Genomic DNA, 25,078 nt, shown 5'->3' with positions numbered 1-25,078 from the left:
CGGTGGTGCGTTGATCAAGTGCTTACCCAAAGTGGTTGGTCTCGGAAACCGCCGACGCCGGGGTGGCCGGGTCGGCCGTACCACATCAGCGCGTGATCAGGGCTTTGTCCACAGGTGGGTTCGTCGTCCACAGGTTCGGCCTGCGCGCTGGTGAGGCTCGCCCGCAGCGCCCAGGCTCGGTGTCGAGTCGACTCGCGTTCGCAGGCCCCGATCCCCCTGGAGGGACGATGTTCGACACCTACGTAACAATTGTCGGCAATGTGCTGACTGCTCCCGAATGGCGACGCACCAGCCAGAGCAACACGCTGGTGGCCAACTTCAAGGTCGCCTCCACCGCCCGCCGACTCGACCGGGACAGCGGCAGGTGGGTCGACGGCAATTCGCTGCGCGTACGCGTCAACTGCTGGCGCAAGCTCGCCGAAGGCGTGGCGGCGTCCGTGATGGTCGGCGATCCGGTGGTGGTCTGCGGGCGGCTCTACACCCGCGACTGGACCGACGACGCCGGCAACCACCGCGCCGTCTACGAGTTGGAGGCGGTTGCCGTCGGCCACGACCTGTCCCGCGGTCGAGCCCGGTTCCTGCGCAACCGACCGAGCATGACCACCAGCACCGTGGAGGACTCCGAGGCCGAGAGTCGGGTGCACGGCGAGCCCACCGAGCCGGTGCCGGCCGGGCACGAGCCCGTGCTCCCCGACGACCGCCCGCTGGATGACGACTTCGAGCTGCCCGACTACGCCGCGCTGCGAACCAGTCCGTACCTCGACGACCCGATGGACGCCGATGGTCCTCCGACCGACGATTTCTCCTCGCCCGGCGGTGTTACCCCGACCAGCGGGCAGATCGGGCCGGGCAACGTCCCGGCGGGTGTCGACGGCGAGTTGGGGCTCCCATCCGAGGCGGACAACGGCGGCGGCCATGACCCGGACGACGAGTTGGGGCCGGTGCCGGACGAGGGGCAGCCGGAGCCGCCGCCGGCCGGCCGCGGGCGGCGTGGTCGGGGAAGGATCCCGCAGCCGGCCTGACCGATCGGTTCGAGGACTGACCTGGCACGACGGGGGCGGGGTGGCGGCGCGACCAGCGTCGTCACCCCGCGTGACGGCATCGGCGGGGTCAGCGGAGGATCGTCGGCTGCGATCCGCCAGCAGGCGCTGGCCGCCTGGGAGCGCCGTGGGTCGGGCCGGTTTCCGGGACGCTCGTCTAGGCTGGCCGGCCTGGGAGGTGGTGCACGTGCGACGGACCGCGCCGGTGGCGAACGCGGTGGGGTTGCTGGCCGGGTACGCGCTGGACAGGCTGCTCGGTGATCCGCGCCGGTGGCACCCGGTGGCCGGTTTCGGGCAGGCCGCGGGTGCGTTGGAGCGCCGCCTCTACCGCCCGGATCGGACGGCGGGCGCCGCGTTCACCGCGCTGGCCGTGGGCGGGCCGGTGCTGCTCGGGGCGGTCGCCGCCGCGGCTACCCGCCACCGGCCGGTGACCCGGGCGGCGCTGGTGGCCGCCGGCACCTGGACCGTGCTGGGTGGTCGCACGCTTCGCCACGAAGCCACCACCATGGGTCGGACGCTGCGTGACGGTGATCTGCCCGCCGCCCGGCGACGCCTCGGCCACCTCTGTGGGCGGGACCCGTCGACGTTGGGCGAGTCGGAATTGGCCCGCGCCACCGTCGAGTCGGTCGCCGAGAACACCTCCGACGCGGTTGTCGCCCCTCTGGTCTGGGGTGCGGTCGCCGGCCTGCCCGGCCTGCTGGGCTACCGGGCGGCAAACACCCTCGACGCGATGGTCGGGCACCGGTCGGCGCGCTACGCCCGATTCGGCACACCGGCCGCGCGGTTGGACGATGTCCTCAACCTGGTGCCGTCGAGGCTGACCGGGCTGCTCACCATCGCTGTCGCGCCGGTCGCCCACGGGGATCGGCAACGGGCCTGGCGGGTATGGCGGCGTGACCGCAACGACCACCCGAGCCCCAACGCCGGCCAGTGCGAGGCGGCGATGGCCGGCGCGCTCGGCGTCCGCCTCGGTGGCCGCAACGTCTACTTCGGGCGCTCCGAGGTGCGGCCGTTCCTCGGCGACGGCCCCCGCCCGGAGGCGCGCCACCTCAAGCGGGCCGCCCGGATCTCCGGCTCGGTCGGGCTGGCCGCGGTCGGGCTGGCCGCCGTGTACCCGGTGACCTTCGGCCGTCTGGTCGGCTTCGTGAGTCGGCGCGGGTTGTCCGCCGTGACCGGAGGGCGCGGGTTTTCTGCGGTGACCGGCGGGCGCGGGCTGCGAGCTGTCGGAGCGGGGAGGGGGCGGTGAGCGGCGGGCTGCTGGTCGCCGGCACGACCTCCGACGCCGGCAAGAGCGTGCTCACCGCCGGTATCTGTCGTTGGCTGCACCGGCAGGGCGTGAAGGTGGCGCCGTACAAGGCACAGAACATGTCGAACAACTCGGCGGTGGTCGTCGGGCCGGACGGGCGCGGCGGCGAGATCGGACGGGCCCAGGCCATGCAGGCCGCTGCCTGTGGCCTCGCCCCCGACCTGCGGTTCAACCCGGTCCTGCTCAAGCCGGGCAGCGACCTGGCCAGTCAGGTGGTCCTGCTCGGCGAGGCGGTCGACACGATCACCGCCGGCACGTTCCGGCACCTGCGTCCCCGGCTCGCCGAGACCGCGTACGCCGCACTCGCTGAGCTGCGCGACGCGTACGACGTGGTGATCTGCGAGGGCGCCGGCAGCCCCGCGGAGATCAACCTACGGGCCGGTGACTATGTCAACATGGGGCTGGCCCGGCACGCCAACCTGCCCACCATCGTGGTGGGCGACATCGACCGTGGCGGCGTCTTCGCCTCGATGTTCGGCACCGTCGCCCTCCTGGACCCGGCGGACCAGGCACTGATCGCCGGCTTCGTGATCAACAAGTTCCGGGGTGACCGGGGGCTGCTCCAGCCGGGGCTGGACATGCTGCGTCACGTCACGGGTCGGCCCACGTACGGAGTGCTGCCCTGGGCACTGGACCTGTGGCTCGACGCGGAAGACTCCCTCGCCTACGGCCGGGTGCTCGGCCGCCCCGCGGCCCCGCACGGCACCGAGTGGTTGGACGTGGCGGTCGTTCGCCTACCCCGGATCAGCAACGCGACCGACGTGGAGGCCCTGGCCACCGAACCGGGCGTTCGCGTACGTCTCACCATCGAGCCGGCCGAGTTGGCCGCCGCCGACCTGGTCGTCCTGCCCGGCTCCAAGTCCACCGTCGCCGACCTGGCCTGGCTGCGCGAGACGGGTCTCGCCGACGCGGTGGTCACCCACGTGGCGGCCGGTAAGCCACTGCTCGGCCTCTGCGGCGGCTTTCAGATGCTCGGCCGCGCCATCCACGACACGGTGGAGAGCCGGCGGGGCAGCGTACCGGGGCTCGGCCTGCTGCCCATCGAGATCACCTTCGATCCCCGCAAGACCGTCCGACAGTCGGTGGGCACCGCCCACGGCGACCTCGCGGTGCGCGGTTACGAGATCCACCACGGGTACGTCTCGCACACCGACCCCACCCTGGCCCCGTTGCTGACCGGCGACGACGGTGTCGGCGAGGGAGCCGTGCTCGGCGCGGTGCACGGCACGCACTGGCACGGGGCGTTCGAGTCCGACGGGTTCCGCAGGTGGTTCCTCACCGAGGCGGCTCGCCTGGCCGGGCGTAGTGGATTCCGGGTCGCGCCGACGACCAGCTTCGCCGCCGCGCGGGAGCGTTCACTCGACCTGCTCGGTGACCTGGTCGAGGAGCACCTGGACACCGCTGCCCTCTGGCGTCTCATCGAAGCCGGCCCACCCGCCGGCCTACCCTTCATTCCACCCGGCCCGCCACCGTCCTGACCCTGTCCAATGCGGAGTGTTGGGGGACCGGGCCGCGCCCGGGGTGTTCGCGGCGCCCTCGCGAGTGGGGTGCCCTCGCGAGTGGGTTGCCCTCGCGGGTCACCGCCTCCGCATGATCGTGCACGATCCTGGTTGTAGTGGCCTCGCGAGCGACGGGAGGGGCCTGGTTCCGGGATCGAGCGCGATCTTGATCTGGGTGTCGGCAGCGCGCCGGCGAGGCGGTGGGATTCAGGGGCGGATGTCGGCTGGCCGGTCGGTGGTGGGGAGACCGGCGGCGAGCCAGGCGTCCACACCGCCGATCATGTCGGTCGCCCGGCGTAGACCGAGGGTCTGCAGGCTGGCGGCGGCGAGGCTGGAACTGTAGCCCTGCCGGCACACCAGCACGATCTCCCGGTCGTATCCGGTGGCTTCGGGGATCCGCCAGGCGCTGGCCGGATCGAGCCGCCATTCCAGCACGGTCCGGTCGATGACGACCGCACCCGGCAGGTCGCCCTGTTCTCGGCGTTGCAGGTCGGTGCGGGTGTCGACCAGCAGCGCGCCGCCGCGGACCGCCTCGACGGTCTGCTGCGGGGTCAGTCGGTGCAGCCCGGCGCGGGCCTGTTCGAGCAGGGCGTCGATGCCGGGGCTCATCACGTCTCGGAGCACCACCCGATCATGCCGATTTGGTAGCGCCCCGGACGGCGAACGGGTCGCCCGTCACCCGTCGCCGCCCCAATTCCCCCGGACGTGACGGCACTCGGCCAGGGTGGTCAGCCGGACGAGTCGGAATGGCCAACCTCGACCGCTGTTGCAGCATGATCCACTCGACCTCAGGGATATCGCGGTGTCCCGCTGTCGGGGATACCGCGACATCCGTGATCTGGAGTCGATCATCCGTGGTTGCGGCGGCATACTTCGGTCATGCAGCAGGCGAGGCTGTGCTGAGCCCCGACACCGGCCGGCCGGTGTCGGGCCGCGAAGCCCTGAACACGGCAGGACCCGCGACCGGCAGGGCTGGGGACGCCGACGAGCCGGGGGACGCCGGCAAGGCCGGGCCTGCCGACGAGTGGGTGGCCGCCGGCGGGGCCGGGGACGCCGACGAGCTGGGGGACGCCGACGAGCCGGGGGACGCCGACGAACTGGGGGACGCCGGCAAGGCCGGGGACCGGCCGGGCGTGGTGGTTGTCGAGGCGTACGCCGAACTGGCTCGTCGGGCGCTCGCGGGCCCGGCGCGATTGGGGCGGACCCGGCTCGTCGCGGTCGACGGGCCGAGCGGCGCGGGTAAGAGCCGGTTCGCCGCGCACCTCGCGGATGCCCTGGCGGTGCGGCTGGGCGGTGCTCGCCCGCCCGTCGTGCACACCGACGACCTGCTCGACGGTTGGGACGACCAGGTCACCTTCTGGCCACGGCTCGACGAGGAGGTGCTCGCCCCGCTGCGCGAAGGGAAACCGGGTGCCTACCGGCGCTACAGCTGGGTGCGGCAGCGCTTCCTGGCCCGGCCGGTGCCGGTGCCGGTGGCGCAGGTGCTGGTGGTGGAGGGGGTCACCGCTGCCCGCGCGGTGGTCCGGCCGGAGGCGACCCTGTCGGTGTTCGTCACCGCGCCCGCGTCGGTGCGGCTGGCCCGCGCGGTCGCTCGGGACGGGTCGGAGATCCTGCCCGAGCTGCGTCGCTGGCACGCCGGGGAGCGGGCGCACTTCGCCGCCGACGGCACGGCCGCCCGCGCCGACCTGCTCGTCGACGGCGCGCCGAGGCTGCCGTCCGACGCGGACCGCTACTACGCGCGCATCCGTTGAGCGGGCAGTGGACGAGCGGCACCGGCTCCGGCACGATGCGAGAAGGACGACGCGAGCGGCACGATGCAACAAGGACGACGCGAGCAGCACGACGCGGGAACGACGACGCCAGAAGCACCACGTGACAGCGCTCAGGGCGCGCGGCGAACGGGGGACTCATCATGTCGGCAACGGAGCCGCCCGCGCGGCGCCGGATCACGCTCACCGGGATCAGCTCGCGGGCCTGGGAGCATCCGGCCGACCGGGGCGCCCTTGTCGCGTTGCGGGAGCTGCGCGGTTTCGACGACGTGGTGCGGTCGTTCTTCGGCATGTGGAACGAGCGCGGGTTCCGGCTGTCCGTGCTGGCCTCCGGCATCCGGGTCGATCACCGGCAGTACCCGGCGGTGTGGCAGCGCTACACCGAGGCCGCGGCGGCGCTCGACGTGGCCGAGCTGCCCGAGCTGTACGTGACCCAGTCGCCCTGGTTGGGCGCCGAGGCGGTCGGGCTGGAGCGGCCGTTCATCGTGCTGAACTCCGCGTGCGAGCAGCAACTCGACGAGGACGAGCTGCGCTGCCTGCTCGGCCACGAGTTGGGGCACGTGGGCAGCGGGCACGCGGTCTACAAGACCATGCTCATGATCCTCACCCGGTGGGCGGCCAACCTGAGCTGGTTGCCGGTGGGCGCGATCGCGCTGCGGGCGATCATCGCCGCGATGCTGGAGTGGTGGCGCAAGGCGGAACTGTCCGCCGACCGAGCCGGTCTGCTCGCCGGGCAGGACCCGGCCGCCGCGCTGCGGCTGCTGATGAAGCTCGCCGGCGGCGGTGACCTGTCCCAGATCGACACGACCGCGTTCCTGGAGCAGGCCGCCGAGTACGCCGGGGGCGGGGACCTGCGCGACAGCCTGCACAAGATCCGGATGACGGCGTGGAGCACCCATCCCGCGCCGGTGGCACGGGCGGCGCAACTGCGCCAGTGGATCGACTCCGGGGCGTACGGGCGGGTGCTGGGTGGGGACTATCCGCGCCGCGACGAGGACAGCTCGACGAGCGTCTCCGAGGAGATCAAGGCGGCTGCCGACTCGTACCGGGAGGAGTTCAGCCGCTCCACCGACCCGCTGGTCGGGCTGCTGCGCCGGTTCGGCGACGGCGCGAGCGACGTCGGCGAGTGGGTCGGCGGCACCGCCGGTCGGGCCCGCTCCTGGGTGGATGCCGCCACCGAGGCGGCGGGCCGCGCGCAGCGCGCCGGTCGGGCCGCCCCGGGCGCCGGCCCGGCGGACGGCGGCGACGGTACGGGCTCCGCCGGCACGACCCGGTAAGGCCGGCATACGATTCCGGTCATGACCTCACCGATCATGTCCGAGTCCGAGGTGCGGGCCGCCGTCGAGCGGGAGATGCCCGGCGTCCGTGCCGACCTGGAACGCCTCGTCCGCATCCCCGGCATCGCCTTCGAGGGTTTCGACCATTCCCACGTGGAACGCTCCGCCGAGGCGGTCGCCGAGTTGCTGCGCGGCTGCGGCCTGGACGTCGACATCGTGCGTTCCGGTGGCCAGCCGGCGGTGATCGGTCGTCGAGCCGCCCCGCCCGGCGCGCCGACCGTTCTGCTCTACGCCCACCACGACGTGCAGCCGGTCGGCGACCGGTCGCTGTGGGAGTCCGACCCGTTCGAGCCGGTGGAACGGGACGGCCGGCTCTACGCCCGGGGCGCGGCCGACGACAAGGCCGGTGTCATGGCGCACGTGGCGGCACTGCGGGCGTACGGGGACGCGCTGCCGGTCGGCGTGGTGCTCTTCATCGAGGGTGAGGAGGAGTACGGCTCCGACTCGCTGGAGCGGCTGCTCGCCGAGCACCGCGACCAGATCACCTCGGATGTCATCGTGATCGCCGACTCCAGCAACTGGGACGTGGGCGTACCGGCGTTGACCACCTCGCTGCGCGGCGTCGTCAACTGTTTCGTCGAGGTGCGCACGCTGGACCACGCGGTGCACAGCGGCATGTTCGGCGGCGCCGTCCCGGACGCGCTCACCGCGCTGGTCCGGCTGCTGGCGAGCCTGCACGACGACGCCGGTGACGTGGTGGTGGACGGGCTGGTCGGCCGGGAGGGGGCCACCGTCGACTACCCGGAGGACCGGTTCCGCGCCGAGGCCGGCCTGGCCGAGGGCGTGCAGTTCGTCGGCACCGGACAGCTCACCGACCGGCTCTGGACCAAACCCGCCGTGGCGGTGCTCGGCATCGACGCGCCGGCCACCGGCGAGGCGCCGAACGCCCTGGTGCCGGCCGCCAAGGCGAAGCTCAACGTCCGCCTCGCGCCGGGGGACGACCCGAAGCGGGCGTACGCGGCGGTGCGCGCCCACCTGGAGAAGCACGCCCCGTGGGGCGCCCAGGTGACCGTCAGCCTGGAGCACGACGGCAACCCGTGTGTGATCGACGCGTCCGGGCCGATGTTCGACGCCGCCCGCGCGGCGTTCCGGGCCGCCTGGGACGGCACCGAGCCGGTGGACATCGGCATCGGCGGTTCGATCCCGTTCATCGCCACGTTCCAGGAGATGTTCCCGAACGCGGCGATCCTGGTGACCGGTGTGGAGGATCCGCACGCCCGCGCGCACGGCCCGAACGAGAGTCTGCACCTGGGGGAGTTCGCCCGGGTCTGCCTCGCCGAGGCGCTGCTGCTGGGCAAGGTGGCCGCAGCGGGGAGGTAGGTGTCGGAACGGCAACTTCCGGTCTGATCTGGGATTTTACGGCGTGTCGGATGGCTGGCTGTTATAGCCTTTCGTACATGAGTACGAACGAGGTGATGGCCCGGTTGGGGGCCGCCGTCAGCGCACTGGGAGATGTCGACGTCTCCGCGTGGTCCGAGGACACGCTCAACGAACAGCTCGGTGAGCTCTCCGCCGCTCTGGTCGCCCTCGACTCGGTGCTCTCCCGGGTCGCTGGCGAGGTCCGTGCGCGGGGGTTGCGCATCGAGGAGCCCGTCTCCGCCTAGCCGCCTGTTTCCTGAGGCCTGGACGGCCTGCCGCAGGCCCCGAACCGTCGTCCGCGCAGGTGGGCGGCACCCCGCCGACACCGCCCGGGCACGGCAATGCCCGGGCGGTGTCGGAGGTGACTGGCAGGATGGGCGGCGTGCGGTTCCTCGATCTGGCAGCGACGTCCGCGGCCGTCGGCGCCACCAGCGGCCGACGGGCCAAGGTGGAGCTGCTCGCTGACGCGTTGCGCCGGCTCGACCCGGCCGAGGTCGAGCCCGGTGCCGGCTACCTCGCGGGTGAGCTGCGCCAACGGCAGACCGGGGTGGGCTATGCGAGCCTTCGTGACCTGCCGCCACCGGCCGCCGAGCCGACGCTGACCGTGGCCGCCGTCGACGCGGCCATCGCGCAGATCGCCGCGGTGCACGGCACCGGTTCACAGACTCGGCGTCGGGCGCTGCTCGGTGCCCTCTACGCGGCGGCGACGGCCGACGAGCAGCGTCTGCTCACCGGTCTGTTCAGTGGCGAGCTGCGGCAGGGCGCCCAGGCCGGTCTTCTCGCCGACGCGGTGGCGCGGGCCGCCGACGTGCCGGTGGCCGCGGTCCGTCGGGCGCTGCTGCTCGCCGGTGACCTGCGCGCCGTGGCGGTGGCCGCGCTGGCCGGAGGAGCTGCCGAGCTGGCCGGCTTCGGCCTGCGGGTCGGCCGACCGTTGGCGCCGATGCTCGCGCAGAGCGCCCCCTCGGTCGACCAGGCGCTCGCCGCGACGGGCACGCCGGCGGTGGTCGACGTGAAGCTCGACGGCATCCGCATCCAGGTGCACCGCTCCGGCGCGGACATCGCCGTCTTCACCCGCAGCCTCGACGAGATCACCGCCCGGGTGCCCGAGGTGGTCGCCGCGGTCCGGTCCCTGCCGGGGCGGGAGTTGGTGCTCGACGGGGAGGCGATCGGTCTCGACGAGACCGGGCGACCACTGCCGTTCCAGCAGACATCGAGCCGGGCCGCCCGCCGCACCACCCCGAGCACCACCGGGCGCACACCTGTCGCCCCGGCGGTGCTCGCGGCCGCCGCCAGCACGGGCGCGACGGTGCTCACTCCGTACTTCTTCGACCTGCTGCACCTCGACGGTCAAGATCTGATCGACCTGCCCGGCCGCGAACGGTGGGCCGCCCTCGCCGGTGCGGTGGATTCGTCGCTGCTGGTCGGGCGGATGGAGGTCGACGGCCCGGAGCAGGCCGCCGCCGCGTTCGCCGCCGCGCTCGACGCCGGGCAGGAGGGCGTGGTGGTCAAGGCGCCGGATGCCCCCTACGACGCCGGCCGGCGCGGTGCCGCCTGGGTCAAGGTCAAGCCCCGGCACACCCTCGACCTGGTGGTGCTCGCCGTCGAGTGGGGCAGCGGGCGGCGCAAGGGCTGGCTGTCCAACCTGCATCTGGGTGCGCGCGACCCGCAGACGGGTGGCTTCGTCATGCTCGGCAAGACGTTCAAGGGGCTCACCGACGAGTTGCTGCGCTGGCAGACCGAGCGTTTCCTCGACCTCGCCGTGGAGCGCGGCGACTGGGTGGTGCGGGTCCGCCCCGAGCAGGTGGTGGAGATCGCCTTCGACGGGGTGCAGACCAGCTCGCGCTATCCCGGGGGGATGGCGCTGCGGTTCGCCCGGGTCGTGCGGTACCGCGACGACAAGTCCGCCGCCGAGGCGGACACCATCGACGCGGTCCGCGCCATCCACACCGGCCGTCCCGTCGGCTGACCGGCCCGGGTCACCTTCCGGACAACGACCTCGCGTAGTTCACCTGGTTGTTGATGTGCGCCACCTGAGCCTGATCGGCGACCGGAATCCGGGCCACGTACTGCTGCGGGCCGTTGGTGACCGTCACCTGCACCGTGCCGTGGTGCCGGGTCTCCTTGACCAGCAGGAACAGCAGACTCAAGACGAACAGGCAGAAGAACCCGACGATGGCGCAGACCAGCGCCCAGGTCGCCACCTTCTCCTCGCGCTGCCAGTAGTCGGCCACGTGCCAGGTGGCACCGGCCAACGGCAGCACTCCGGTGGGCGTGCGGATGACCGGCGGGCAGACCGCGATCTCGGCGATCTGCACCGCGACCACCTCCGGCCCGCCGAACGCGAGCGCCGCCGGGTGCGCCGACACCGGCGACGGAGGGTACGGCCCGGCCGCCGGCCACGCCCCGCCGGGCGGCGTCGCGTGCTGCGCGGGCGGGCCGGAGAACGGCGTCGCGGGCGGCGACGAGAACGATGACGGCTGCGCCGGATACGGCGGCGCCGAAAACGGCGGTGTGGCCTGCGGCGGCACGCTCGGGAAGGGTGTCGTCGGCGGGGTGGTCGGCAGCGGCTCGGTCGACGACGCGGCGGTCCACGGATCGATCGGCGGTTGCGGTTGGGTCACCGGCTCCGGCTGCGCGGCCGTGGGATCCGAACTCACCGAGACCTCCAACACGGGATCGTCACGTGGCGCAGGCTACCGGCTGCCCTGTCGTCCCGCATGCCCCCGAGTGTCTGTTTGGGACGCCGACGCCGACGCCGACGCGCCGACCTCGGGCCTCGGTCAGGCGGTCGCGCTCGGCGTCGGCTCGGCGGCGCGGTCCACCGGGGCCGCGGTGACACCGATCCCGGCGGCGCGGCGGGCCTCCCGGCGCGCCACCCAGCCGTAGCCGAACAGGGACATCACCGCGAAGAGCCACCACTGCACGACGTAGCCGAAGTTCTGCCAGTTGTTGGCGTGCCCGACGGGCACCGCCTTGAACACCGGATCGGCCGCCGGGGTCTGCTCGTCGAGCAGCAGGTACGCGCCGTAGACGGGGTAGGGCAGCTCGCCAGCGAGTCGTGACACACCGATCCGGCGGATCTCCAGTCGCCCGTCGCGCCGCGCCACCGCGCCGGCGCCGCTCTCGGTCTCGTGCACCCGACCGACCACCGTCACATCGCCGGTCGGCACGGCGGGTACCGACGGCTGGGCGGTCGCCCCACCCGGCGCCGGCGGGATCCAACCCCGATCCACGAGCAGCGCCGTGCCGTCCGCGAGCACCAGTGGGGTGAGCACCTCGAAGCCGACCCGGCTGTCCACCGTCCGGCCACGGACCAGCACGGTGTTCGTCGGGTCGTAACGGCCGGTGACGGTGACCCGGCTCCAGACCCTGTCCTCGGCCGGCGCGGGGCCGACCGTCCCCGCGCCGCCGGTGGGGGCACGCAGGGCGACGGACAGCGGCGTCGGGGTCATCCGCTGACCCGCGTCGATCCGCTCGTTGACCTCGGTACGCCCCCGGTAGCGGTCCAGCTGCCAGTTGCCGAGGAACACCATCACGGCGGCGGCGACCAGGGTCAGCGCGAGAGCGCCCAGCCAGCGTGGGCTCAGCAGGAACCGGTACACAGCACGAGGCTACCCGTATGACCGGCACCACTGACCTGGACCGGGCCGCGACCGCGCCGCCGGCCCCGGTTGGCGGTGCTCGCCTCGACAACGGGGCGGGTATCGTCACGCCGACGGATCGGCCGCGGTCGTCCCCGTCGCGTACCCGCCGCCGCTCGCGAGGAGTCGATGATGACCGTCGTGCCGCGCCTGGTGCTCAGCGCGCCGTCCTCCGGGCACGGTAAGAACGCGCTGGCGATCGGGCTGCTCGCCGCCCTGGCTGAGCGTGGGGTCGACGTCGCCGGGTTCAAGCTCGGGCCGGACCACGTCGACGCCGCGTACCTCGGTCTGGCCGCCGGTCGGCCAGGTCGGGTGATCGATCCCCGGCTGGTCGGCACCGACCGGCTCGCACCGCTGGTGGCGCACGGCGCGGCCGGTGCCGGGCTCGCCGTGGTGCAGGGCAGCATGGGGCTGTACGACTCGGTCGGTGGCCGCCCCGAACAGGAGTCCACCGCCGCCGCGGCAGCCGCGCTGCGCAGCCCGGTGGTGCTCGTTGTCGATGTGGCCGCGATGGGTCAGTCGGTGGCGGCCCTGGTGCACGGTTTCCGTTCGTACGACGAGCAGTTGTGGCTCGGTGGGGTGATCCTCAACCGGGTGGCGTCGTCGCGGCACGAGGGAATGCTGCGCGAGGCGCTGGACGACGTGGGGGTGCCGGTCTACGGCGCGCTGCGTCGCCAGGACCTGCCGGCGGTGCTGCCGTCGCGGCGGCACGGGGTGGCGCCGGTGGTCGACGGGTCGGCCGACGCCGTCCGTGCGGTCAGCCGGCTGGGCGAGGCCGTCGCCGCCACGGTGGATCTGGAACGGCTTCTCGGGCTGGCCCGCTCGGCCCCGCCGCTGCCGGCACCGGCCTGGTCTCCCGAGGAGGCCCTCGGGGCGTTCCCGCCCCCGGCGAACCGGCCGCTGGTGGCGGTTGCCGGTGGGCCGGGCGGCAGCTTCAGCCACCCGGAGACCACCGAACTGCTGCGGGCTGCCGGCGCGGAGGTCGTCGTCGTCGACCCGCTGCGCGACGAGGCGCTGCCGGTCGGCACCCGCGCGCTTGTCGTCGGCGGCGCGTTGCCCGAGGCGTACGCCGAGCAGTTGTCGGCCAACCGGCGGCTCTGCATCGCGGTGGCCGAGTTGGCGCGGACCGGCCGTCCGGTGATCGCCGAGGGCGCCGGACTGCTCTGGCTGGCCCGCGAGCTGGACGGGCTGCCGATGTGTGGGGTCCTCGACGCGGTCGGTGTCAGTCGGGACGGCCTGGTGGCCGGCTACCGGGAGGCGACCGCCCAGACCGACAGCGTGGTCGCCGCCCACGGCACGGTGCTTGTCGGCCACAAGGCGCACCGGGCGGTGCTCACCCCCCGTGCTGGTCAGCGCCCGGCGTGGAGCTGGGAGGGCGGCACGCCGGAGGGCTTCGTCTGGCGCAACGTGCACGCCTCGCAGCTCACCCTGCACTGGGCCGGTCATCCGGCCACGGCCGCCCGGTTGGTCGCCGCCGCGGCGGCCGACCCGACGGCCGAGGTGGTGCCCGTGGAGTCCGGCGGGGTGCCGGCTTGACTCCTCGGGTGGCGGTGCGCCGCCGCCGTCGGGTCAGCCGACGATCGCGTCCGACGGTGGGGTGAACTGGCGGGTCGGTGTGCCCTTCAGGCCGTCGCGGAGGGTTTCCGAGACCGCCTTGATCGGGATCTGGGACTGCCCGTCACCCACGGCGTTGAACGGATTGTCCGGGTCGGAGATGAAGCTCGCCGCGGCCAGCTCCGGGGTGTAGCCGACGAACCAGGCGGACCGGGTGCTGTCGGTCGTACCGGTCTTGCCGGCCACCGGGCGTCCGACCGTGCCTCGCACGCTGTCGGCGGTGGACCAGCCGCCGCAGCTACCGCGCGCCGGGGTGTCTCCGGTCGGGCAGCGGGCGGCGTCGGTGGCCGCCCGGGCGGCGTCCGCACTCACCACCTGCCGGCAGCGTGGCTTGGCCACCTCCCGGTGGAGGCCACCCGGCGTGGCGTAGGTGGCGGGTGTGCCGTCCCGGTTCATGATCGCCTGAACCGGGATCGCCTCGCAGTAGCGGCCGTCGGCGGCGATGGCGGCGTAGGCGTTCGCCATCTCCAGCGGGGTGGCGTCGGAGACGCCCAGGGTGAACGCGCCCCACTTCTTCGCCTTCTCCGGGGACGCGTGGTCCCGGTCGACGTCGGTGCGCCACCGCAGCCCGAGCTGCTCGGCCAACCGGACCGCCCGGTCCGCGCCGACCTTCTCCTCCAGCCACACGAAGTACGTGTTCACCGATTTGCCGAAGCCGGACCACATGGTCTGCTGGCCGGTCATGGCGCCGCTGGCGTTGGAGGGCGCCCAGCCGTCGTAGACGGGCGACCGGTAGCGGTGCGGGGCGTTGAACGAGGTGGAGAGCGTCATCCCCGAGTCCAGCGCGGCCAGCATCGGGAACATCTTGAACGTCGACCCGGCCTGGTAGCCCGCCAGGTCACCGCCGCCCAGCAGCGGCGCCACCGTGTTCGGGTAGTTGGCCTTCACCTTCGGCCCGGCCTCGGGGTTGGAACTCTGCGGGTTCTCGCTGAGATCCAGCGAGTACGTCCGGTTCACCGCCATCGCCTTCACCCGGCCGGTGCCTGGCTCGGACACCACGATCCCGTTGGCGAACGGGCTACCGGTGGCCTCCTTGCTGCCGACGTTCTTCTCCGCCGCCGCCTGGACCTTCGGGTCGAGGCTGAGCACGATCCGGTAGCCGCCCCGGCGCAACTTGTCCATTCGTTCCAGCGGGTTGGCGCCGAAGGCGGGCTGCGCGCTCCACCAGTTCTTCAGGTAGTCGCAGGCGAAGCCCCAGCTGTTGTACTTCTCCGCCACCGCCGCGCAGTCGTGCGGCGGGGTGGTCAGCTTCAGCCGGATCGGCTCGGCCTTCGCGGCGGCGGCCGAGTCGGGGGAGAGGTAACCGAGCTGGCTCATCCGGTCCAGCACGTAGTCCCGCCGCCCGGTGGCCTCCTTCTGGTCGGAGTCGGCCGGGTCGTACTCGGACGGGGACTTGACCAGCCCGGCGAGGGTGGCGGCCTCCACCGGGGTGAGGTCCTTCGGGGTCTTGGAGAAGAAGATCTCGCTGGCCGCGTAGATGCCGTACGCCCGGTGCCCGAAGTACGCCGAGTTGAGGTAGCGCTCCATGATCTGTTCCTTGCTCAGCTCCTTCTCCAGGTCCATCGCCATCCGCATTTCCTTGACCTTGCGCAGGCTGGTCTGCTGGGTGGCTTCCTGGACCTCCTTGGGCGTGGTCGCGCTGTCCCGCAGTGCCATCCGGACGTACTGCATGGTCAGGGTCGACGCACCCTGGGAGCCGCCGGAGCGCGCATTGGACACGAAGGCGCGGGCCACGCCCTTCGGGTCGACACCGTGGTGCTGGTAGAAGCGCGAGTCCTCGGCGGCGATGATCGCCTGCTGGATGTTCGGCGACATGTCCGACAGCTTGGTGTACTGCCGGTACTCCTCGTAGAACATGGTCAGCACGGTCTTGCCGTCCGGGGCGTAGACGTAGGAGGTCTCGGCGGGCAGGGCGGTGGTCAGCACTCTGGTCTTCTGCTCCACGGCGTGCGCGGTGGCCTTCGCGCCGAGCCCGGTGAGGGCGACGAGTGGGTACGCGGCGGCGGCGATCACGATTCCGGCGATCAGTCCGGCGCGGAGAAGAGGAACGAGTCGACCAGCGGCAGCAAGGGGTCGGTTACTCACATGGCCAAGTTATGACATTTCCGATTCGTACCTGAGAAGAACTCTTAAACCGGCGAGTGGTGACGCGGCTTACTGTCCCACCGGCCACCTTCCCGGCAGGATCGCGGGCATGTCTGATCAGCCGAGCGGGGTGGCCGCCACCGCCGGGGTCGAGCCGGACCTCGCGCACCACGGCGACGCGGAGGTCGGCGACGGGCTGATCGACCTCGCCGTCAACGTCCGGCAGGCACCGGCTCCCGCCTGGTTGGCCGGGCCGATCGCCGCGACCCTGACCGAGTTGGCCCACTATCCGGATCCGCTGCCGGCCCGGGCGGCGGTCGCGGCCCGACACCGCCGTCACCCGAACGAGGTGCTGCTCACCGCCGGCGCCGCCGAGGGCTTCGTGCTGATCGCCCAGGCGTTGCGCGGGGTGCGCCGGCCGGTGGTGGTGCACCCCCAGTTCACCGAGCCGGAGGCGGCGCTGCGGGCCGCCGGACACCCGGTCGAGCGGGTGCTGCTGGACGCCGCCGACGACTTCCGGCTCGACCCGTCCCGGGTGCCCGCCGACGCCGACCTGGTGATGATCGGCAACCCCACGAACCCGACGTCGGTGCTGCACCCCGCGCGGACGGTGGCCGCGCTGGCCCGCCCCGGCCGGGTGCTGGTGGTCGACGAGGCGTTCGCCGACACCACCACCGCCCCCGGGCACCCCGGCGAACCGGAGTCGCTGGCCGAGCGGCGGGACCTGCCCGGCCTACTCGTCCTGCGTAGCCTCACCAAGACGTGGGGCCTGGCCGGCCTCCGGATCGGCTACCTGCTCGGGGCACCGGACCTGCTGGCCCGGCTGGCCGCCGTCCAGCCGCTCTGGGCCGTCTCCACCCCCGCGCTGGCCGCCGCCGCGGCCTGCGCCACCGACGTCGCGGTTCAGGCCGAGCGCGCGATCGCCGCCGATCTCGCCGCCGACCGCGACCACCTGGTCGCCCGCCTCGCCGACCTGCCCGGTGTACGCGTCGTCGGCCGCCCGGCCAGCGCGTTCGTCCTGCTGCACCTGCCGGGCGCGACAGCGATCCGGGCCGCCCTTCGTGAGCGCGGCTGGGCGGTGCGCCGGGGCGACACCTTCCCCGGCCTCGGCCCAGACTGGCTGCGGGTGGCGGTACGGGACCGGAACACCAGCGACGCGTTCGTCGACGTGCTGCGCGAGACCATGGAGGCATGATGCTGGAAACCACGATCGCGGCGATCCGCCCGGCGGACGACGCGGCCATGGCCGCCGCCCGCGAGCTGCACGGCCGGCTGACCAAGCCGGCGGGCTCGCTGGGCGCCCTGGAAGAGCTGTCGGTACGCCTCGCCGGCCTGGCCGGGGCCTGCCCGCCACCGCTGCCCGAGCGGGCCGCGGTAGCGATCTTCGCGGGCGACCACGGAGTGCACGCCCAGGGGGTGAGCCCCTGGCCGCAGGAGGTCACCGGCCAGATGATCGGCAACTTCCTGGCCGGCGGGGCGGTGGTCAACGCGTTCGCCCGGCAGGCCGGCGCGTCGGTCACCGTGGTCGACGTCGGGGTGGCCACCCCGCTGCCCGCCGGACCGCCCGCCGACGCTTCCGTGCTCGACCCGGCGGTGCCTCGGCTGGTTGTCGCGTCGGTCCGCCGGGGCACCCGCGATTTCACGGTGACCGCCGCACTCACCCGGGACGAGGCGCTGGCGGCGGTGCGGACCGGCATCCGGATCGCCGACGAGCTGATCGACGCCGGAGCCGACATCCTGCTCACCGGCGACATGGGCATCGGCAACACCACCCCGGCCGCCACGCTGATCGCCGCGTTCACCGGCGCCGACCCGCTCGACGCCACCGGGCGGGGCACCGGCATCGACGACCCGACCTACGCGCACAAGGTTGCCGTGGTGCGCGCCGCGCTGGCCCGGCACGCGCCCGACCCGGCCGACCCGCTGGGTGTGCTGGCCGCCGTCGGTGGCCTGGAGCACGCCGCGCTGGCCGGGCTGATCCTGGGTGCCGCCGCCCGCCGTACGCCGGTGCTGCTGGACGGCGTGATCGCGGTCTCGGCCGCACTGGCTGCCGCCGCGTTCGCCCCGGACGCGGTCTGCGCCATGGTCGCCGGGCACCGCTCGGCCGAGCCGGGTGCGACCGCGGCGCTGCGGCACCTCGGCCTCGACCCGCTGATCGACCTGGGGTTGCGCCTCGGTGAGGGCACCGGCGCGTTGCTGGCGCTGCCGGTGGTCACCGGCGCGGTTCGGGTGCTGCACGAGGTGGCCACCTTCGACTCCGCCGGGGTGGCGGAGAAGTGACAACGCGCAGCGAGCGAGCCGTCCGCCTCGGAGGTGCGGCGTGACCTCCAATCCGTACCCCCTTGGTTTGCGGCTCGACGGGCGGCGGGTGGTCGTGGTGGGTGGCGGCGCGGTCGCCACCCGGCGGGTGCCCGCGCTGCTGGACGCCGGTGCGGACGTCCTGCTGGTGGCCCCGGAGCTGACCCCGGCGTTGCGCGCCCGCGTCGACGCGGGGCGGCTGCACTGGGTGCCGCGCCGGTTCCTGCCCGAGGACCTGGACGGCGCCTGGCTGGTCCAGGTGGCGATCGACGACCCGATGGCGGCGGCCTCGGTGAGCGCCGTCGCCGCCGAGCGGCGGATCTTCTGCGTCCGGGCTGACGACCGGACGGCCGCCACCGCCTGGACCCCGGCGGTGACCCGGCACGGCCCGGTCACCGTGGCGGTGCTCGGCGGCGGTGACCCGCGCCGGGCGATGACCGTCCGCGACGCCATCCGCGACCTCCTCGCCGTCCGCCTGGCACCGGACGGAATCGCTCCGACGCAGAGCCGGCCCGACGGTGCGAGCGCTGCGACCGGTGCGACCCGTGCGGCCGGTGCAGCCGGTGCCGCCGGAGCGGCCGACGGGCGGCCAGTCGGGCGGGTGGCGCTGGTCGGGGCGGGGCCGGGGGACCCGGAGCTGATCACCGTGAAGGGTTGGCGACTGCTCACCGAGGCCGACGTGGTGGTCGCCGACCGGTTGGTGCCCGGGCTGCTCCTCGACGAGTTGCGCCCGGACGTCGAGCTGGTGGACGCCTCGAAGATCCCCTACGGACCGTCCCGGGCCCAGGAGGAGATCAACCAGATCCTGGTCGACCGCGCGCTGGCTGGTGCGATCGTGGTGCGGCTCAAGGGCGGTGACCCGTACGTCTTCGGGCGCGGCGGCGAGGAGTTGCTGGCCTGCGCGGCCGCCGGCGTGCCGGTGACCGTGGTGCCCGGGGTGACCAGCTCGATCGCCGCTCCCTCCGCGGCCGGGATTCCGGTGACCCATCGAGGGGTGGCGCACGAGTTCACAGTGGTCTCCGGGCACGTGGCGCCCGACTCACCGGCCTCGCTGGTGCGCTGGGACGCCCTGGCCGGGCTGCGCGGCACCCTGGTGATCCTGATGGGGCTGAAGAACCTGGCGGCCATCAGCGAGACCCTGATCGCCCACGGTCGACTGCCGCAGACGCCGGCCGCCGTGGTGCAGGAAGGCACGACGGGTGCCCAGCGGGTGCTGCGATCCACGCTCGGCGAGGTGGCCACCGACGCGCTCGCCGCCGATGTGCGGCCGCCGGCCGTCGTCGTGCTGGGTGATGTGGTGGGGGCCCTCGACGCCTGAGGAGGCGCACACGGTGGGTTGGGCCTGGGTGAGGTGCCACGGCAGAGGACCATGTGGTCCCTCTGCGCCCTTTGCTCTGCTTCAACCCGCGCAACACTTCGAAGCCAACTCTGGTGCGTGGACTGAAGCAGAGCAAAGGTGTTCTGCGGTGGTCGATCTGGCGGTCGGCGCGGCCCTGACCGTTGTCGCTGTTGGTTGATCCGACGCGGGGGCGGGGCTGTCGGTGGCGGTGGACACAATGTCGCTCATGCTCACCGTGAAGGACCCGCACGAGACGTGGCGTACGGACCTGCTCAACTCCGTCGCGCTGCGGTGCGCGGGTCCGGGCCTGACCACCACCTTCGAGGACCTCCCCTCACGATGGCGCGCTGCTCCGGTCCGGACGCTGCGGTGCGCGGCCGCCGACGGCTCCTGGGCCGTCCTGGTCACGGTGGTCCGTGGCTACCGCCAACAGCCGGGCGACTCGCTCGTCGGCAACGAGTTCGGCCGGGACCCGCACACCGGCTACGACCTGGACTCGCCCGGAGACCTGGTGTACGAGCTGCAGGTGACCGAGGACGACGGGTCCGACGAGCACGAGCTGCTGGCCTTCCGGCTCTTCGGCGACCCGCAGGCGGCCGGGGCGGAGGTGCTGCGGTGGGCCGGGAGGAAGGCGGCGTACTCGGTCAGCCCGTCGGTCGAGCCGGCCGAGACGCGGCAGCGCCGGGACCGTCGACAGTTCGACAACCGCCAAGCCGGTGCGGCATCGCCGCAGGTCCGGATCGGTGTGGTGTCGGACGAGGCCGCCGCCGACCTCGACGCCCTCGACAGGTCCGCGTTGTGCTGGCACTTCCCGCGCGGGAACACAGGTGCCTACCTGCGGTCCGCGGTGGTCGCACTGGCCGGTTACGGCGAGCAGCGGCCGCACCTGCGGGGTCGGTGGCTCACCGCACGGGTCGAGGGCGAGGAGTTGGTCGTCGGCGTCGACGAGCTGATCCCGGCCAACCAGCGGCACCGCTGGGACAGCGCCCGCTGGCTGTGGGACCGCCGACAGGCGACCACCCCGGTGGGGCTTCGCTGGCAGGTCGATCGGGTCGAGCAGGCCGCCCCCGCGGTCGCGGCGGTCCGTCGTGGCGCGTTGCCCGAGGCGCTGACCACGGCCGGGGTGGAGACCGATCCGGAGCTCGACTCGTTGCTGGCCGGGGTGCCGTACCGGCTCTCCGACGCCGAACTCACCCCGACCTGGGTGGCGAACCTCTACCGCGGTCTCGCCGACCTCGCGCCGTGGCGGCTGGACGCGGCGTACCGAGGGTGGCGTGACGGCCGGCAGGCACTGGGGCTGCCGGTGCGGGATCCGGTTGTCCTGTTCGGCCTCGGTGGCGTCGGCGCGGCTCGTAAACCGAAGCTCGCGCTCGACCACACCGGCGACGCCCCACTGCTGTGCCTGATTCACACGGGCAGCAGCGCGGTGCTGCCGTACGCGCACTGGACGGTGCCCACCGACCTCGGCGTCCGCCTGTACGGGTGGCAACCGGCCCTGCCGTACCCGCAGTGACCGACGGGGCCGGAGCATGCGCTCCGGCCCCGTCGTCGTGCGTGCGGTCGAACTACTGCTTGAGCATGTTGTCCAGCAGCAGGGCACAGCGGATCAGTCCGAGGTGGCTGTACGCCTGCGGGTGGTTGCCCAGCCCACGCTCGGCGAGCGGGTCGTACTGCTCCGGGAGCAGCCCGGTCGGGCCGGCGGTGAGCACCATCTGTGCGAACAGCTCCTCGGCGTCGGTGCGGCGGCCGGTGCGCAGGTACGCCTCGATCAGCCACGCCGTGCAGATGTGGAAGCCGCCCTCCCGGCCGGGCAGGCCGTCGTCCCAGTGGTAGCGGTAGACGACCGGGCCGCTGCGCAGGTCCGCCTCGATGCGCAGGACGGTGGACAGGAAGCGCGGGTCGTCACCCGGGAGCAGGCCGGAGAGCCCGATCCAGAGCGACGAGGCGTCCATGTCCTCGTCCCCGTACGCGACGCTGTACGCCTCGACGTCGGAGTGCCAACCCTGCTCCAGGACGTTGGCGCCGATCCGGTCGCGCAGGTCCTTCCACTCCGGCCGGTCCTCGCCGCCGTGCTCGCGCATCACGTGCAGCGCCCGGTCGACGGTCATCCAGCACATCACCTTGGAGAACACGTGGTGCCGTGGTGGCAGCCGCGCCTCCCAGATGCCGTGGTCGGGCTCGTGCCAACGGCGACGGACCGCCTCGACCATGTTCTCCAGGACCCGCCACTCGTCCTCGCGGACCGAGCCGCGAGCGTCGGCGACGGCCGCGATCAGGTCGGCGATCGGGCCGAAGACGTCGAGTTGGAGCTGGTGGTTGGCGAGGTTGCCGACCCGGACCGGCCGGGAGCCGGCGTACCCGGGCAGCGTGTCGATGACCGCTTCGGCACCCAGCTCGTACCCGTCGATGGTGTAGAGCGGGTGCAGTCGCTCCGGGTGGCCGCCGGTGCGCTCGATGCAGCCGTCCACCCAGCGCAGCAGCGCCTCGGCCTCCTCGACGGAGCCCAGGTCGACGAGTGCGCGGGCGGTCAGCGCGGCGTCGCGCAGCCAGCAGTAGCGGTAGTCCCAGTTGCGGACGCCGCCCAGCTCCTCGGGGAGCGAGGTGGTCGCCGCGGCCAGGATCGAGCCGGTGGCCTCGTGGCAGAGCCCGCGCAGGGTGAGGGCGCTGCGCGCGACCAGGTCACGGGCGGTGGACGGCAGCCGAAGTGAGGCCACCCAGTCCTTCCACGGCTGCTCGGCCGCAGCCTGCCGCTCGTGGATCGGCACCCGGTGGTGTTCCAGGCTGTGCGTGCCGAAGCGCAACTCCAGCACGACCTGCCCACCGGCGGCGGAGAGGTCGACGATCGCCTTGGCGGTCTCGTACCCGCCGTCGTTGCCGACCTCCCACTCCACGCCGGGGGCGTAGAGCGCGACAGGTTCGTTGGAGCCGAGCACCAGCAGGCCGTCGCCGAGCGGCTGCAACTGCACGGCGACCTGACCGAACTCCGGCCTCGGCGCGAACTCCACCCGGGCCTTGCCACTGCCGGTGAGCACCCGGATCAGGGTCGAGTCGCCGGTGATGACCGCGGGGCTGTCGTTCGGAGTGGTCTCCCGGGCCGGCTTGTCCAGCCAGTCGGTGACGGTGAGCCCGGACCAGCGGGTCTCCACGGTCATCGTGCCGGAGCGGTAGCGCTGACCCAGCGGGATGCCGCCGCGTTCCGGGGCGACGCTGAAGTGACCGGCCGGGCTGCCACCGACCAGGTCGGCGAAGATCGCCGCCGAGTCCGGCTTGGGGTGGCAGAGCCAGCTGACCTTGGCTTCGGGGGTGAGCAGAGCGACGGTACGACCGTTGGCCAGCATGGAGTGCCGCTCGATCGGCACGGCCCGCTCGCCGAACAGCCAGTGTCGACGGGTCTCCAGCAGCAGCGCCAGCGCGCGGGCGGCCTCCAGCGGGTCGGCGACCCGGTAGCTGGCCTTGGTGTCCCCGGAGCCGATCTTGATGCCGAGGTCCGGACCGTGCAGGTGGCCGAACGCGTTCTCGTCGGTGATGTCGTCGCCGATGAACAGCACCGCGCTGGAGGCGAGCTGGGTCCGCAGTTGGTCGAGTGCGGTGCCCTTGTGGGTGGCCACGACGGAGAGCTCGATGACCTCCTTGCCCTGGGTCACGGTGACGCCGTCGAAGGTCGCCGGGCCGTTGCGGACCGCCTCGATGGCGGCGGCGGCGACCTCCGGGTCGACCCCCCGGGTGTGCACGGCGACGCTTGCCGGCTTGCGCTCCAGCCGGATGCCCGGGTGCGCGGAGGCGATGTCGCGCAGCGCGTTGCGTACCTGCTGGCGCACCGCGACCAGCTCGGGGGAGAGCCGCTCGACGAAGCCGATGTCGAACTCGGAGCCGTGGCTGCCGACGAGGTGCACCTCGCTGGGCAGCCGGGACAGCGCGGCCAGGTCGCGCAGCGCCCGGCCGGAGACGACCGCCACGGTCGTCTGCGGCAGCGCGGCGAGCGCGCGGACCGCGGCCACCGACTCGGGCAGTGGTACGGCGGTGCTGGGGTCCTCCACGATCGGCGCCAGTGTGCCGTCGTAGTCGCAGGCGACCAGGAGTTGGGGGACCCGGGCGATCCGGCCGATGGCGGAGCGCAGCTCGGGGTCCATCACCCCGGTGGCCGTGGCCGCTCCATCGTTGACGGTCGTGTTCACTCGGCCTCCGCCTCGGGAACTCCGAGCTCGGAGAGGAAAGACTTGGCCCAGTGGCCCACGTCGTGGGTACGCAGGTGACGTTGCATTGTCCGCATCCGGCGGCGTGCCTCGGTTTTCTCCACGTGCACTGCCCGGAGCAGGGCGTCCTTGACCGCGTCCGGGTCGTGCGGGTTACACAGGAATGCCTGACGCAGCTCCGTTGCGGCGCCGGCGAACTCACTGAGCACGAGCGCGCCACCCTGGTCGGCGCGCGACGCCACGTACTCCTTGGCCACCAGGTTCATGCCGTCGCGTAGCGGTGTCACCATCATCACGTCGGCGGCAACGTACATCGCGGCGAGTTCACTGCGACTGTACGACTGATGCAGGTAATGCACGGCCGGCACGCCGACTCGGCCGAATTCACCATTAATCCGGCCAACCTCGCGCTCGACCTTGACCCGAAGTGCCTGGTAGTGCTCGACGCGCTCGCGGCTGGGCGTGGCCACCTGCACCATAACCGCGTCGGGAACTGTCAACTTTCCGTCAGCAAGTAGCTCGCGGAAGGCCTTGAGTCGCAACTCGATGCCCTTGGTGTAATCCAGCCGGTCCACGCCCAGGATTATCGTCTTCGGATCGCCCAACTCGGCGCGGATCTGCTTGGCCCGAGCCTGGATCGCCGGGTCGGCGGCCATCCGCTCCATCTCCTGGGTGTCGATCGAGATGGGGAAGGCACCCGCCTTCACCTGCCGACCGTCGACCTGGATCATCTGCCCCTCGTAGCGCAGCCCGAGCAGGTGCCGGGCCAGCCGGACGAAGTTCTGCGCGGCCAGCCGCTGCTGGAAGCCGACCAGGTCGGCGCCGAGCAGGCCGCGCAGGATCTCGGTGCGGAACGGCATCTGCATGAACAGCTCGATCGGCGGGAACGGGATGTGCAGGAAGAACCCGATCCGCAGGTCCGGGCGCAGCTCACGGAGCATCGCCGGGACCAACTGAAGCTGGTAGTCCTGCACCCAGACCGTCGCGCCCTCGGCCGCCACCTCCGCGGCGGCCTCCGCGAACCGGGCGTTGACCAGGCGGTACGCCTCCCGCCAGCGGCGCTTGTAGGCCGGTGTCTCGACCGCGTCGTGGTAGAGCGGCCAGATCGTCGCGTTGGACTGGCCCTCGTAGTAGCGCTCCAGCTCCTCGGCGCTGAGCGGGACCGGGTGCAGCCGGATCCCCTCCAGGTCGAACGGTTCGGGGGCGGCACCGGTGCCACCGGCCCAGCCGACCCAGGTGCCCTGGTGTTCGGCGAGCACGGGGTGCAGCGCGGTGACCAGCCCGCCAGGGCTGCGTCGCCACTGTCGGCCCTCGGGAGTGCTCACCTCGTCGACCGGCAGACGGTTCGCCACTACGACAAAGGAGCTACGGACGGTCACGATCGGCCACCTCCGGGTACTGACGGGTCCACCGCGATGAGCGTACTGAGCGTAGCTGCGGCTACTTGTGCCCCGTGCCGGAGTCTCCTACCCGCCCCGTACGCGCCGAAATCCCCAGGGTGATCTTGTCGACAGCCCGTCGATCAGAGGTCGATGATCGGCGGGGGGTGATCGACTCCGGTTTCGTGAATTCGGGGTATCCAGGCGCGGGGGACGGCC

At 73.0% G+C, this 25,078-nt stretch carries 19 protein-coding genes; 13 read left to right on the top strand and 6 right to left on the bottom strand.

The annotated features are described in order from the left end of the window. Window positions 1-227 precede the first annotated feature (227 nt). The 3 genes from AB0O48_RS00365 (at window position 228) to AB0O48_RS00355 (ending at window position 3,824) form a co-directional block, all read left to right on the top strand. Window positions 228-1,022: a single-stranded DNA-binding protein gene (locus AB0O48_RS00365; RefSeq protein WP_365062199.1), complete on the top strand. Its 795-nt coding sequence runs from the start codon at window positions 228-230 to the stop codon at window positions 1,020-1,022. Window positions 1,023-1,227: 205 nt separating this feature from the next. After that, the gene (locus AB0O48_RS00360; protein ID WP_365062195.1) at window positions 1,228-2,286 is read left to right on the top strand and encodes a cobalamin biosynthesis protein; all 1,059 of its coding nucleotides are present in this window, start codon (window positions 1,228-1,230) and stop codon (window positions 2,284-2,286) included. Further along, the gene (locus AB0O48_RS00355) at window positions 2,283-3,824 is read left to right on the top strand and encodes a cobyric acid synthase (protein ID WP_357571763.1); all 1,542 of its coding nucleotides are present in this window, start codon (window positions 2,283-2,285) and stop codon (window positions 3,822-3,824) included. Before AB0O48_RS00360 ends, AB0O48_RS00355 begins: the two co-directional genes overlap by 4 nt. Window positions 3,825-4,052: 228 nt before the next feature. On the opposite strand, the gene AB0O48_RS00350 is transcribed toward AB0O48_RS00355, so the two are convergent. Continuing rightward, window positions 4,053-4,454 (bottom strand): rhodanese-like domain-containing protein, encoded by a 402-nt coding sequence (locus AB0O48_RS00350; protein WP_088949799.1) that lies wholly within the window; start codon window positions 4,452-4,454, stop codon window positions 4,053-4,055. Window positions 4,455-4,978: 524 nt separating this feature from the next. Between AB0O48_RS00350 and AB0O48_RS00345 the strand changes: the two genes are divergently transcribed. The 5 genes from AB0O48_RS00345 to AB0O48_RS00325 all read left to right on the top strand — a co-directional run bounded on the left by AB0O48_RS00345 (window position 4,979) and on the right by AB0O48_RS00325 (window position 10,276). Next, complete coding sequence (locus AB0O48_RS00345) at window positions 4,979-5,596, top strand: hypothetical protein (protein WP_365063215.1); 618 nt, start codon at window positions 4,979-4,981, stop codon at window positions 5,594-5,596. A 161-nt stretch (window positions 5,597-5,757) separates the two neighbouring features. Continuing rightward, window positions 5,758-6,891 (top strand): M48 family metallopeptidase, encoded by a 1,134-nt coding sequence (locus AB0O48_RS00340; RefSeq protein ID WP_365062192.1) that lies wholly within the window; start codon window positions 5,758-5,760, stop codon window positions 6,889-6,891. Between the two features lie 36 nt (window positions 6,892-6,927). After that, window positions 6,928-8,271 (top strand): dipeptidase, encoded by a 1,344-nt coding sequence (locus AB0O48_RS00335; protein ID WP_357254778.1) that lies wholly within the window; start codon window positions 6,928-6,930, stop codon window positions 8,269-8,271. 77 nt (window positions 8,272-8,348) lie between these two features. After that, window positions 8,349-8,555, top strand: a complete 207-nt coding sequence (locus AB0O48_RS00330) for a hypothetical protein (RefSeq protein ID WP_030333429.1) — start codon at window positions 8,349-8,351, stop codon at window positions 8,553-8,555. 128 nt (window positions 8,556-8,683) lie between these two features. After that, window positions 8,684-10,276 carry an ATP-dependent DNA ligase gene (locus tag AB0O48_RS00325; protein ID WP_365063212.1) on the top strand — a complete coding sequence of 531 codons (1,593 nt, stop codon included), beginning with the start codon at window positions 8,684-8,686 and terminating at the stop codon, window positions 10,274-10,276. Between the two features lie 10 nt (window positions 10,277-10,286). On the opposite strand, the gene AB0O48_RS00320 is transcribed toward AB0O48_RS00325, so the two are convergent. After that, window positions 10,287-10,967, bottom strand: coding sequence for a hypothetical protein (locus AB0O48_RS00320; protein WP_357254638.1), 681 nt, complete (start codon window positions 10,965-10,967; stop codon window positions 10,287-10,289). 123 nt (window positions 10,968-11,090) lie between these two features. Then, window positions 11,091-11,912, bottom strand: coding sequence for an SURF1 family protein (locus tag AB0O48_RS00315; RefSeq protein WP_357254636.1), 822 nt, complete (start codon window positions 11,910-11,912; stop codon window positions 11,091-11,093). Between the two features lie 171 nt (window positions 11,913-12,083). Here AB0O48_RS00315 and AB0O48_RS00310 point away from each other — a divergent pair, with 171 nt between their 5' ends. Next, on the top strand, window positions 12,084-13,487 hold the full coding sequence (locus AB0O48_RS00310; protein WP_357254634.1) for a cobyrinate a,c-diamide synthase: 1,404 nt from the start codon (window positions 12,084-12,086) through the stop codon (window positions 13,485-13,487). A 33-nt stretch (window positions 13,488-13,520) separates the two neighbouring features. On the opposite strand, the gene AB0O48_RS00305 is transcribed toward AB0O48_RS00310, so the two are convergent. Continuing rightward, window positions 13,521-15,650 (bottom strand): transglycosylase domain-containing protein, encoded by a 2,130-nt coding sequence (locus AB0O48_RS00305; RefSeq protein WP_357254633.1) that lies wholly within the window; start codon window positions 15,648-15,650, stop codon window positions 13,521-13,523. Between the two features lie 109 nt (window positions 15,651-15,759). Between AB0O48_RS00305 and cobC the strand changes: the two genes are divergently transcribed. The 4 genes from cobC to AB0O48_RS00285 all read left to right on the top strand — a co-directional run bounded on the left by cobC (window position 15,760) and on the right by AB0O48_RS00285 (window position 20,800). Next, window positions 15,760-16,845, top strand: coding sequence for an Rv2231c family pyridoxal phosphate-dependent protein CobC (gene cobC / locus AB0O48_RS00300; RefSeq protein WP_357254631.1), 1,086 nt, complete (start codon window positions 15,760-15,762; stop codon window positions 16,843-16,845). Then, a complete protein-coding gene (cobT, locus tag AB0O48_RS00295; RefSeq protein ID WP_357571886.1) occupies window positions 16,845-17,930 on the top strand; it encodes a nicotinate-nucleotide--dimethylbenzimidazole phosphoribosyltransferase in 1,086 nt (361 codons plus the stop codon). Before cobC ends, cobT begins: the two co-directional genes overlap by 1 nt. A 40-nt stretch (window positions 17,931-17,970) precedes the next feature. Beyond that, complete coding sequence (gene cobA, locus AB0O48_RS00290; protein ID WP_357571761.1) at window positions 17,971-19,266, top strand: uroporphyrinogen-III C-methyltransferase; 1,296 nt, start codon at window positions 17,971-17,973, stop codon at window positions 19,264-19,266. Between the two features lie 247 nt (window positions 19,267-19,513). After that, a complete protein-coding gene (locus AB0O48_RS00285; RefSeq protein ID WP_365062186.1) occupies window positions 19,514-20,800 on the top strand; it encodes a hypothetical protein in 1,287 nt (428 codons plus the stop codon). 52 nt (window positions 20,801-20,852) lie between these two features. Here the strand turns inward: AB0O48_RS00285 and otsB are convergent, their stop codons facing one another. Together otsB and AB0O48_RS00275 are read right to left on the bottom strand one after the other, a co-directional pair. Then, a complete protein-coding gene (otsB, locus tag AB0O48_RS00280) occupies window positions 20,853-23,417 on the bottom strand; it encodes a trehalose-phosphatase (RefSeq protein WP_357571885.1) in 2,565 nt (854 codons plus the stop codon). A 41-nt stretch (window positions 23,418-23,458) separates the two neighbouring features. Further along, window positions 23,459-24,859: a trehalose-6-phosphate synthase gene (locus AB0O48_RS00275; protein ID WP_357571759.1), complete on the bottom strand. Its 1,401-nt coding sequence runs from the start codon at window positions 24,857-24,859 to the stop codon at window positions 23,459-23,461. Window positions 24,860-25,078: the final 219 nt, after the last annotated feature.

The organism is Micromonospora sp. NPDC085948 (assembly GCF_040686315.1).
Taxonomy (GTDB): Bacteria; Actinomycetota; Actinomycetes; order Mycobacteriales; family Micromonosporaceae; genus Micromonospora.
The sequence above is the reverse complement of the archived record's forward strand: the minus strand, read 5'-3'. Positions and strand labels throughout refer to the sequence as shown.